The 10928-nt window shown below is 51.9% G+C and carries 9 protein-coding genes and 1 pseudogene; 4 read left to right on the top strand and 6 right to left on the bottom strand.

What is annotated here, in order from left to right; translation table 11 throughout:
• Nucleotides 1-415 precede the first annotated feature (415 nt).
• A complete protein-coding gene (locus tag HMPREF3090_RS04525) occupies nucleotides 416-967 on the bottom strand; it encodes a GNAT family N-acetyltransferase (protein WP_067972575.1) in 552 nt (183 codons plus the stop codon).
• A gap of 85 nt (nucleotides 968-1052) precedes the next feature.
• Nucleotides 1053-1916 (bottom strand): M15 family metallopeptidase, encoded by an 864-nt coding sequence (locus tag HMPREF3090_RS04520; RefSeq protein WP_067972577.1) that lies wholly within the window; start codon nucleotides 1914-1916, stop codon nucleotides 1053-1055.
• A 111-nt stretch (nucleotides 1917-2027) separates the two neighbouring features.
• Here HMPREF3090_RS04520 and proB point away from each other — a divergent pair, with 111 nt between their 5' ends.
• A complete protein-coding gene (gene proB / locus HMPREF3090_RS04515; RefSeq protein ID WP_230080832.1) occupies nucleotides 2028-2879 on the top strand; it encodes a glutamate 5-kinase in 852 nt (283 codons plus the stop codon).
• A gap of 1 nt (nucleotide 2880) precedes the next feature.
• On the top strand, nucleotides 2881-4134 hold the full coding sequence (locus HMPREF3090_RS04510) for a glutamate-5-semialdehyde dehydrogenase (protein ID WP_067972580.1): 1254 nt from the start codon (nucleotides 2881-2883) through the stop codon (nucleotides 4132-4134).
• 76 nt (nucleotides 4135-4210) lie between these two features.
• Here HMPREF3090_RS04510 and HMPREF3090_RS04505 read toward each other — a convergent pair whose 3' ends face one another.
• Entirely contained in the window at nucleotides 4211-5221 is a 1011-nt protein-coding gene (locus tag HMPREF3090_RS04505) for a bile acid:sodium symporter family protein (protein ID WP_070486050.1), read from the bottom strand.
• 321 nt (nucleotides 5222-5542) lie between these two features.
• Nucleotides 5543-6376, bottom strand: coding sequence for a CPBP family intramembrane glutamic endopeptidase (locus HMPREF3090_RS04500; protein WP_067972585.1), 834 nt, complete (start codon nucleotides 6374-6376; stop codon nucleotides 5543-5545).
• A 168-nt stretch (nucleotides 6377-6544) separates the two neighbouring features.
• Between HMPREF3090_RS04500 and HMPREF3090_RS04495 the strand changes: the two are divergent.
• Nucleotides 6545-7362: pseudogene (locus HMPREF3090_RS04495) on the top strand (ZIP family metal transporter).
• A 100-nt stretch (nucleotides 7363-7462) separates the two neighbouring features.
• Nucleotides 7463-7762, top strand: coding sequence for a rhodanese-like domain-containing protein (locus HMPREF3090_RS04490; protein WP_067972590.1), 300 nt, complete (start codon nucleotides 7463-7465; stop codon nucleotides 7760-7762).
• A gap of 496 nt (nucleotides 7763-8258) precedes the next feature.
• On the opposite strand, the gene HMPREF3090_RS04485 is transcribed toward HMPREF3090_RS04490, so the two are convergent.
• Both HMPREF3090_RS04485 and HMPREF3090_RS04480 read right to left on the bottom strand, forming a co-directional pair.
• Nucleotides 8259-8828: an anthranilate synthase component II gene (locus HMPREF3090_RS04485; protein WP_067972593.1), complete on the bottom strand. Its 570-nt coding sequence runs from the start codon at nucleotides 8826-8828 to the stop codon at nucleotides 8259-8261.
• Entirely contained in the window at nucleotides 8828-10291 is a 1464-nt protein-coding gene (locus HMPREF3090_RS04480) for an anthranilate synthase component I family protein (RefSeq protein ID WP_067972596.1), read from the bottom strand. Before HMPREF3090_RS04480 ends, HMPREF3090_RS04485 begins: the two co-directional genes overlap by 1 nt.
• Between the last annotated feature and the right edge of the window lie 637 nt (nucleotides 10292-10928).

The raw sequence follows: 10928 nt of genomic DNA, 5'->3' as shown, positions 1-10928 counted from the left end.
AATTGTGCTAGTGAGCATCCGTTCCGCTTTTGAAGTTGTCCCTTAAATTTTTGAGGGACAATAACGGCTTTCGCCGTTTTGTACTATATCCGTAAGTCGCTGACGCTCAGATAGCTATACACCACCGGCTCGAGCAGGTTCAGCTCTTGGAGCGGGGCGACTTAGAGATGAAGTTCAAGGCTGCGTTAGCAGCGTTGCTACCTTCTTCTCGCCTAGCGAGACTCAAACGGATCGTACGGCTATTCGCCTACGATCCATAATTCGCTTCGCTTGCTTGTTCATGGCTAAGGGCCAACTTCAAAGCTCCACTCCTGCTCAAAAAGTTACTGTTGTGTATTTTTTGATTAGTAATCACCAATACAAAAGTTTAAAGAACGACACTTCCCCATAAAAAAGAGGCCTGCTGGGGCCCTTTTTAGTCTTTATTCGCTTTGACGACCGCAAACCAGCGCCGGTCAACGATTCCGCGATTGTTGGCTAAGCCGCGTTTCTGGATGCCTTCTTCCTGGTAGTCGCAGGCTTCTAAGATGGCTTGGTTGGCCTGGTCCTCCACGTCAATTCCCACTTGGACACGTTCCGCTTGGACAGCGTCGAAGAGAAAGTGGGTGACCGTCCGGACCGCTTCCGCCCCCAATTCGGTGCGCTGGTCCGACTGAGCGAAGAGAAATTCCAATTCGCAGGCCGCAATCTTTTTAACGATCCGTTTCACATGAATTTCACCAATTAGGGCCTGGCTGCTTTTGTCTTCCACTCCCCAGCGGTAGATTTTATCGTTAGTGCGCTTAGGCTGCCAGTGTTCCAAGAGCTTCTTAGTGGTACGCTTGGACTCATGGACGCCCCAGCTAGCGTACTGGGTCAGCTGGCTATCCCCTGCCCAATTTCGATACATCTGTTCATAATCAGACACATCGAATTTGCGCAAGAGCAAATTCTGTGTCTCAATGGTCTTTGTTCCTTTGTGATTCATACAAGTTTTTCCCCGATTCCGGCTCAGTCGAAGCCTAAATATTCATTGTCACGGCTTATTATAACATAAGTTCCAACCATTTGGCCTAAGATCCTGACTTAACTTGGTCCCGGTAGCGGCCCAGCTGCAAGTATTCTTCTAGGGTCAAGCCATAACGCTGGATAAAAGCGGCGTGTTCCCTGCCAACATAGCGGTAGTGCCAGGGTTCAAATTCATAACCCGTGATGGCTTCGCGGTCCTTGAGATAGCGCAAAATAAAGCCATATTTATGGGCATTGTCGGCCAACCACTGGGCCGCTGGGTCTTCAACAAAGCTGTCATCAAGTCCCCCACCCTGGTCCAGCCAAGCCTGGCTCAGCCAGTCGAAGGCCAGACCCGTCGCATGTTCCGTCGCCCGCTCCGGTGCGATATAGGCATCCGTCATCCGCTCGGCTTCTTCCTTGGACTTGCCCTGGTTGAGATAAGTCTCATATTGGTGCTGGCGGTTATAGGCCTGGGATTCGATGGAGCGGAAGGCCGAGATGGTGCGCAGGTCATAGCCCGCCGCCCGGGCATCGGCCATGAGGGCTTCCAAGTCCCCTTGGAGGCGCTGGTCATAGACTTGACCTTCTGGCGTCTGGGCGGCTTCAAAATCCGGTTCCTTATCTAGGAGCGCCTGACGGTTGACGAGGATCAAGCGCCAGTCCTTGGGGTCGATGGACTCAGGCAGCTCAGCAAGGACTTGGTCTAATTTACCTCCAAACCTAGCCTCCAATTGGTCAGCCCCCGGTGCCTGGAGCTTGCCCTGGCTGGGGCGTTCATTCGCTTTCAAGGCAGGCACTTGATTGGTCAGCTTGACCTGGCTCTCAAAAGTAGACGACCGGTCCACAAGCCCCAAAACCACCACCATTCCGGCTAAGAGGATCATATAGACCATCTGCCTCACACGTTTAAAGCCCTCTCCTGTCATCGCACCCGCCTCCTTAAGTCTTACTTCCTATTATAGCAGTCTTTAGGTCCAGTCGAAAGCTTTTTAAACCAGGCAGGGTCAGGCAAACTATGGTACAATAATGAAGAAATTATGAGAGAACGGAGCGATGAAGAGATGGAGCGCCAAGACCTAGCCCATGCCCAACGCCTAGTATTCAAAATCGGAACTAATTCCCTATTAACAGACCAAAACACGATCGACTACCCGCGCATCGACCGGCTCGCCTTCACCCTAGCTAGCCTCCGCCAAGCCGGCAAGGAAGTTGTCCTCGTCAGCTCAGGTGCCATCGGGGTCGGCTGCGTCCAACAAGGGATCGCCCAGCGCCCCCAAGCCATCCCCGAACAACAAGCCCTGGCTGCCTTGGGTCAAGTCACCCTGATGAGTATCTACAGCCGCTTTTTTGCTTATTACAACCAGGACGTGGCGCAAATTCTCTTAACCCGGGACGTCATGGACTATCCTGAGAGCCTGAAGAACTGCCGGAACAGCCTGGAAGTTCTTCTAGCCCAGAAGGTTATCCCCGTCATTAATGAAAATGACGCGGTCGCAGTCGATGAATTGGACCACCAGACCCGCTTTGGGGACAATGACACCTTGTCCGCTCTGGTCAGCAATATTGTTGAAGCCGACCTCTTAGTCCTACTCACGGACGTCGATGGCTTCTATACCGCCGACCCCCACTCCGACCCCCAAGCCCAAAGAATCAGCCGGTTGGAAGGCATCAGCCAAGACAACTTAGACCAAGCTGGGGGCAAGGGGTCCAGCTTCTCAACCGGTGGCATGGCCACCAAACTCAAAGCCGGCAAGCTGGTCTTGGACCAGGGCCGGAGCATGGTGATCATGGGCAGCCAGGAACCCGCCAATATCTTCAAACTTTTAGCAGGAGAAGATATTGGCAGCCTGGTCTCCGCCCGCCAATCATCCCAAAAGGAGGAAAAATAAAATGGATATCAAAGACCTTGAAGTCATGGGCCAGAAAGCCCAGGCCGCTGCCCGCCAACTCGGCCAGGCCAGCAGCCAAAGTAAAGAAGCTGCCCTCTTAGCCATGGCGGACCAACTCCGCCAAAAGCAGGCAGCCATCCTTGAAGCCAATGCCCAAGATATCGCTAAGACCCGGGACCAAGGCCGACCCGACAGCTTTATCGAACGCATGACCCTGACCGAAGACCGGGTGGAAGCCATGGCGCTAGGCCTAGAAGACGTGGCCCGCCAGCCCGACCCCATCCATGAAGTCATCGCCGGCTGGACCACAGCCCAGGGCCTCGACATCGTCCAAAAGCGGGTCCCCCTCGGCGTGATCGGCATTATCTACGAGTCCCGGCCTAATGTCACCGCCGATGCTGCCAGTCTCTGCTTTAAGACGGGGAACAGCGTCATCCTGCGCGGGGGCAAAGAAACCCTCCAATCCAACCTAGCCATCGTGTCGGCCCTCCAAGCGGGACTCGCTGCCGTCGACCTGCCCCAGGACGCCATCCAATACATCGATGATCCAGACCGGGCCTTGGCCACGGCCTTCATGCAGCTGGACCGCTATGTCGACTGCCTGATCCCACGAGGAAGCGCTGCCCTCATCCAGAGCGTGGTCCAAAACGCCACCATCCCAACCATTGAAACCGGCGTGGGCAACTGCCACCTCTATGTCCACCAGTCTGCCGACTTAGATGAAGCTGTGCAAGTCTTCATCAATGGCAAGGCCCAGCGCGTGTCCGTCTGCAATGCCCTGGAAACTTTAATCCTCGACCAGGCCATCGCCAAGGACTTCTTAGACCAGGCCCAAGACTTAATTGAAGCAAAGGGCATCCGCCTCCACGGCGACCAACGCACCTGCGCCCTGGTCAAAGACGCCATCCCTGCTGTAGAAAAGGACTATGCGGAAGAATACCTGGACTACGACATCGCCGTTAAGATCGTCGACTCCTACCAAGAAGCTATCGACCACATCCAGACCTATTCCAGCCAGCACTCCGAGGTCATTGCCTGCCAGGACTACCAAGTGGCCCAAGACTTCATGAACGACATCGATGCGGCTTGCGTCTATGTCAACGCCTCCTCTCGTTTCTCCGACGGCGGCGTCTTCGGTTTCGGCGGCGAGATCGGCATCTCCACCCAGAAACTCCACGCCCGCGGCCCCATGGGACTTAAGGCCCTGACCTCCTACAAGTACCTGATCCAGGGCCAGGGGCAGATTCGGGAATAACCTGTCAGTTTATAGCATTCAAAAAGGCATCGCTTGAATTCTTCGCAAGTGATGCCTTTTGTTATTATTAAAGATGCTAAATTTTTTCTTCAGCTAAGACTTGGCTATCCTCCAGCTGCCCAGCTTTTTCCTTATAGAACTCAGAGTCAGGAACAGGTGCTTTCTGATCCTTACGCTGGCAGGCGCTGGCGTAGAGGGTGCCGACCAAGGTGTGGAGGACGGTTGTGGCTGCTCCAGCGAGGGCGACATTGGGATTGAAGTGTTGGAGGGCCAGAGTCGAAGCTAAGCCCCCGTTCTGCATGCCGATTTCAATGGCAATGGCCCGGGTGGATGGGATGTCGTAGTGGCGGAATTTGCAGACCAGGTAGCCGGCCACATAGCCACTGATATTGTAGATTAAGACAGCCGCTACAATGACCCAACCCGTAGCCTTCAAGGTGTCCGCATTAATGGCCACAGATCCTGCTAAAACCAAGAGAACTGCCAGAGAAGATAAGCTGGGCAAGAAATCCTGGACCCCATTCAAACGCTCTCCGGCAAAGTAATTAATGGCAATCCCAATCACAATCGGTAAGAGAACAATTTTGACAATGGAGAGGAACATGGGCCAAAAGGCGATATCAATGTAGGCGCCCCCGTAAGCAGCTAGGAGCAAGGGCGTCATAAAGGGCGACAGCAAGGTCGATACCGAGGTCGCGGATACCGACAGGGGCACATTCCCATTGGCTAGGAAGGTGATGACATTGGAAGAGGTCCCGCCTGGGGCACAGCCAACGAAGATCAGGCCCAAAGCCATCTCTTGGGGCAGGTTGAAGAGCTTAGCCACCATATAGGCAGAAGCAGGCATGAAGCCGAATTGGACCACTGCCACCAGTAAAACCTGGAGGGGATGTTTGAAGACCTCGGAGAAGTCGTGGGGCTTCATGGTCAAGCCCATGGTAAACATCACGAGACCTAGGAAAATCGAGGTATAAGAAGAAGCCCAGATAAAGGCTTGGGGAGCGAGCAGGGCCCCCAGACCCACGACCAGGACAATCATCGCCAAATAACGGTTAAAATAAGCATTCAAGCGGGCGAAAACTCCCATAAATAAAACTCCCTTTCTTTTCTCATCTATTTCTCATTTATTTGTTATTGTTATCTAGTCTATACCTTGGCCCCCTATTTTTCAAACCCTTTTACGGAATATTCTGTCATTTAAAGCAAGCAGCTATTAATAAAAAATACTTGCATTGTTTGTTAGCTATATGCGGGAGTGGAGCGTTGAAGTTAGCCCTTAGCCATGGCTCTTCAAGGGGTAAATTCAAAAGCGTAACGCACGCATGTTTATAGTTTTAAAATAATCAAAAAGCCCAGCTGGCTACGGACAATCGCCAAGTGGGCTGCAGGCTAGCTGGACAGCTAAATATTAGAACTTTCCCCTTGCCTTGCCCCGCTTGTAGTAGAAGGCAATCAAGGCAAGGTATAGGCAACAGGCCCAGCCTGAACTGAGGATGCTGTAACCCCCGCCAGTGAAGAAGAGCGGGCCATCCTGGTAGTAATAATAGGCTGGAGCCAAGCTGATCCCGCCCTCTTCTAGGGCCGGATCCACAAAGTAAGGCACCGAAGACAGGCCGTTCAGGGCCACGTGGAAGGCCATGCTGGACCAGACATTGCCCTCCACATAGGCAACAAGGGAGAAGAGCAAGCTAGCTAAGAAACCGGCCAGGACTAAGATAAGCTGGGAAGGGCCATCCAGGGGCTTGTTCAACAGATGCATCAAGCCAAAGAGCCCCGCCGGCAAAAAAATCCCCCAGTAAACGGACCGCGCGCGACCGAGCACGTTCAGGGCAATGCCCCGGAAGACCAATTCCTCCTGGACCGCCCCGTTCAGGCCGTCCGCTAAGACTAAGTAGGCCAAGCTATAGAGAGAGAGTTCTCCCATTTGGGCTTGCCCATCTAAAGCCAGGGCCGTTCCCAAGACCAGGGTCACAGGCAGGGCCACAGCCAGGATCGCCGTCAACTTGGACACAGACCGCGGCGCCAGACCTAATTCCCTGTCCCCCATTTTCAGGGCCTTTATTTGGAAGGCCTTGAAGATCCCCGCAAAGATCAAAAGATCGAGCAAGGGGTTGACCAGGCTAGCCAGCCCTTCATCCGAAATTAAATTCGTCATAAGGGTCGCCAAGACTTGGGCTAGGATCATCAACAGGAAAGCGCCCCCACTGTAGACCAGGGCGCGGCTTAAAGACTTATTTTTCATTAAATTACCTCGCTTCTCTATGAAGTGAATTTCATCGGAAAAGTTTAGCACAAAAGCTGAACTAAGACAAGGGCTTTTAGGACAGGGGCAGCTTATGATTAGGCAATCCTAATTATTTGCGTTATACTGACTATTGATTGGATAAATTATTGAAGTAAGGAGATTTTTATGTTTGATTGGTTTATCAACTTACACCCCGTCGTCCAAGCTGGCCTGGCTGGTATTGTGACCTGGTTCTTTACCGCGCTCGGCTCATCCTTGGTCTTCTTCATGGGGAAATTAACCGTAAATTATTAGACGCCATGAATGGCTTTGCGGCTGGGGTCATGATCGCAGCTAGCTTCTGGTCCCTGCTCGCGCCTTCGATTGAATACGCAGAAGCAGGGGGCTATGGCAAGTGGTCCTTCTTCCCTGCCCTGGTGGGATTTGTAGCAGGAGGCCTCTTCCTCAGCCTACTGGACAAGATTATCCCCCACATGCATATGGATAAGACCCGGTCTGAAGCAGAAGGGGTGCCGACCCAACTTTCCTCCACCTTCCTCCTCTTTCTCGCTATCACCATCCATAATATCCCGGAAGGTCTCTCAGTTGGCGTGGCCTACGGGGCAGTCGGCTCCGGCCTCGCTAATGCCAGTATGGCTAGCGCTATTTCCTTAACCCTGGGGATTGCCCTGCAGAACTTCCCTGAAGGCTCTGCCTTGGCCATGCCAATCCGCGCTAATGGAAATAGCCGCTGGCGGGCCTTTAACCTGGGCCAAGCCTCTGCCCTGGTCGAGATTATTGGGGCTATCCTGGGGGCTTGGTTGGTTACCCAGATGACTGTTATTCTCCCCTACGCTTTGGCCTTTGCAGCGGGCGCCATGATCTTCGTCTGCGTGGAAGAGCTCATTCCTGAATCCCAAAGTAACGGCAACGAAGACCTCGCCACCCTGGCTCTGATTGCTGGTTTTGCGGTCATGATGGTCCTCGACGTTGCCCTGGGATAGGCAGCTTTTGACAGAAACTAACTGGCTTGTAAACGCTTTGAGCAAATCATTTGTATCTAAACGGCATTCTGTTATGATTAAGCTATAGGAGGTAGATATTATGAACCAAGTAACGATTGAAGAATTTTACGACATTGTAAAAGCAGACGGTTCCGTTAACATCCTGGATGTTCGCCCACGCGAATTATACGAAGAAGGCCATGTGCCCGGCGCAGTTCACTTCCCTCTATCCGAAATCGAAGACCACTTAGATGACTTAGACAAGGACCAAGTCTACTATGTTATCTGCCATGACGGTAAGGGGTCCAAGAAAGGCACTGAAATCTTAGACAAGAATGGTTTCAATGCCATCAATGTTGAAAAAGGCGTGCCTGACTACCCAGGCGAGTTAGAAAAATAAGTTTAGTGATTTGACCAAAAAGCACCGTATCGGAAAATGATACGGTGCTTTTTTCTATCTATTATCTTTTTAAATACTGCTAATGAGCATACGTTTCGCTTCGAGTTTGATCGTTCAAAAGCCATGGCACCGGCTCGAGCCAAGGTCTCTCGCCTAACGAGACTTAAAGGGAGAGTAAGGCTTGCGCCAACTCTCCCTAATTCGCTTCGTTTGCTTTTTCATGGCTAACGATCAAACTCGAGCTCCACTCCTGCTCATAATCTGAACTGTTATTAAAACAAAATATTTTATTTATATTTTTTAACCGAATTGATAGGGATGCTCAAAAATTACAGAAAATTCTAACGTTTATCAAATTATATTATAGGAAAAGAACTGAGATCAAACTTCTAGCCTACTTTTGTTATGCTATCATCACTCACTTGGCTTATACATCACTAAACAGCAAAATCAAAGCAGAACGGATGCTCACTAGCACAAGATATTAAACAGTAATTTATTTTTTGCCAAGGAAGTTAGCTAGGATCTGGCGGCCTTCTGGGGTCATGATGGATTCGGGGTGGAATTGGACGCCGTAGATGGGATAGTCCTGGTGTTCTAGGGCCATGACTTCAGCCTGGTCAGTCTGGCCGGTGACCTTGAGGCAGCTTGGCAGGCTCTTGGTCTCAGCAATTAGGGAATGGTAACGGGCGACCGGGAAGCGTTCGGGGCAGCCTTGGAAGAGCCGGCTGTCGGTGTCGACTTCAATCTCTGACTGCTTACCGTGCATCATCCGGTCGGCATAGGTCACCACCCCGCCAAAAGCCTGGCAGATGGCTTGGTGGCCTAGGCAGACACCCAAGATTGGAATTTTGGACCCGAGCTGGCGAACTAGGTCGACAATAACTCCAGCATCTTCAGGGCGGCCGGGGCCGGGTGAGATAATGATGGCTTCAGGCGCCAAGGCTTCGATTTCTTCCAGGGTCAATTCGTCATTGCGGATGACCTGGATGTCTGGTTCCAATTCCCCCAACTCTTGGTAGAGGTTATAAGAGAAACTATCATAGTTATCAATCATTAAAATCATTAGTCCACCTCCTGGGCGAGTTCTAGGGCACTTAGGGATGCTTTGGCCTTGTTGAGGCACTCTTGGTATTCTTTTTCCGCTTGGGAATCGGCAACAATCCCTGCCCCACTGCGGACAAAGACCTTGCCGTTCTTGGCGTAGATCAGGCGGATGCCGATGCAGGTTTCCATATTACCAGTAAAGTCAATATAACCAATGGCGCCGCCGTAAACACCGCGCTTGCTTCCCTCCAATTCCGCAATCAACTGGCAGGCCCGGATCTTAGGCGCTCCCGACAGGGTCCCAGCTGGGAGGACAGAGGCAATAGCATCCAGGGCGTCGCAGTCCGACCGCAGCTGGCTGCCGACCACCGACCCAATATGCATGACGTGGGAGAAACGTTCAATGGCATGGAGTTTTTCTACTTCCACACTGCCGATCTCACTGACCCGACCCAGATCATTGCGGCCTAGGTCTACCAACATATTGTGCTCAGCCAATTCCTTGGCATCGGACAAGAGGTCCGCTTCCAGGGCCTGGTCTTCCTCCGCCGTCTTGCCCCGCGGCCGCGTTCCTGCTAGCGGGAAGGTGTGGAGCCGGCCTTCTTTTAGCTTGACCAGAGTTTCTGGCGACGCCCCCGCTAATTCCACATCCGTTCCCGAAAAATAGAACATATAAGGCGAAGGGTTGACCGTCCGCAAGAGTCGGTAGCTATTAAAGAGGCTGCCCGAGAAAGGCGCGGATAGATAGTTGGAGAGAACAATCTGGAAGATATCCCCCTCCCGGATATAATCCTTGGCCCGGTTGACGATATCACAGAAGGCTTCCTGGTCCAAGTAAGGGGTCACAGGCCCTTGGATCCGGCCTGGTTCTTCCTCGACCTTGTCACCGCTGCGCAGAAGGTCCTCCATCGCATTCAGCGCCTCCACCGCCTCCGCATAGTTAGCTTCCACCTGGTCCAACTTCAGATTAACGATCAGGATAATTTTTTGTTCCAGGTTGTCAAAGGCAATGACTCGGTCGAAGAGCATGAGATCCAGGTCCTTGAAGTCCTCGTGGTCAGCGACCGGCCGTCTGGCTGAAGGCTCCACATAGTTGAAGTAGTCATAGGCGAAGTAACCCACCAGCCCTCCGGTAAAAGTTGGCAAATTGTCCAAACGGGGACTCCGGTAGTCCGCCAGCAAGTCGCGGATATAAGCCGCTGGGTCTTCCGTCTCATAGACTCGGTCGCCGATTTCTAAACGGCCATCCTTGCAGGTCACTTCCAACTTGGGCTCATAGCCAAGGAAGCTGTACCGGCCCCAGGTCTCATTGGCCTGGGCCGATTCCAACATGTAACAGTGGGTCGAGGCCTTTTTCAGGATTCGCATGGCTTCAATGGGAGTGATAAAGTCCGATAGAATCTCACGCGCCAGGGGCACAATCGTATAGTCCGTATCTTGGGCGAAGGCTTGGACCTCCTCCAGGCTCAGGTTTAAGGGCATAATCTTTCCTCCAAATTCTTAAAAACCGCCTGCCAAGAAAAAAGTCCTTGACAGAAGTACACATCTGTCAAGGACGAATCGTTACACATAGTAAATAATCCGCGGTGCCACCTTGAATTTACGCTTGCGCGCACACTTGGCTAGGATACCAACATATCCCTGGTTTGTCACGCCAACCTCCACGTCGCAGGCTACTCGGCTAAGCCTTTCACTGCGCCCTCTGCGGTCCATTTGACAACCTGTTTCTGGCCCAGCTCTCATCTCCCTGGGCTCTCTGTGCAGGCATCGTTGCCGTTATCTCCGCTTCATCGGTTTAATTGCCACTAGTCTAGCACGCCGAATCTTACCTGTCAATAATAAAAATACAAAAACCGGCCCCAGATCAGGACCGGCCGGAAATTCATATCAGCAAAACATCATCACAGACCACATTCAGCAAGAGATGCAATGCTCATTGGCAGAGTTTCTCCCATTTCTCTAAGTATAGAAATTATACAATCCCCCTACAATAACAATCTGTATTGATACATTCTTTCTATTTCTTACAGCACTGCTCCCTTTGCATATTGATTTTGTGTACCTACAATCTCCCTTATGAGCAGAAGTGGAGCGTTGAAGTTGGTCCTTAGCCATGAAA

The sequence above is a fragment of the Aerococcus sp. HMSC23C02 genome (assembly GCF_001806805.1).
GTDB classification, from domain to species: Bacteria; Bacillota; Bacilli; order Lactobacillales; family Aerococcaceae; genus Aerococcus; species Aerococcus sanguinicola.
The sequence above is the reverse complement of the archived record's forward strand: the minus strand, read 5'-3'. Positions and strand labels throughout refer to the sequence as shown.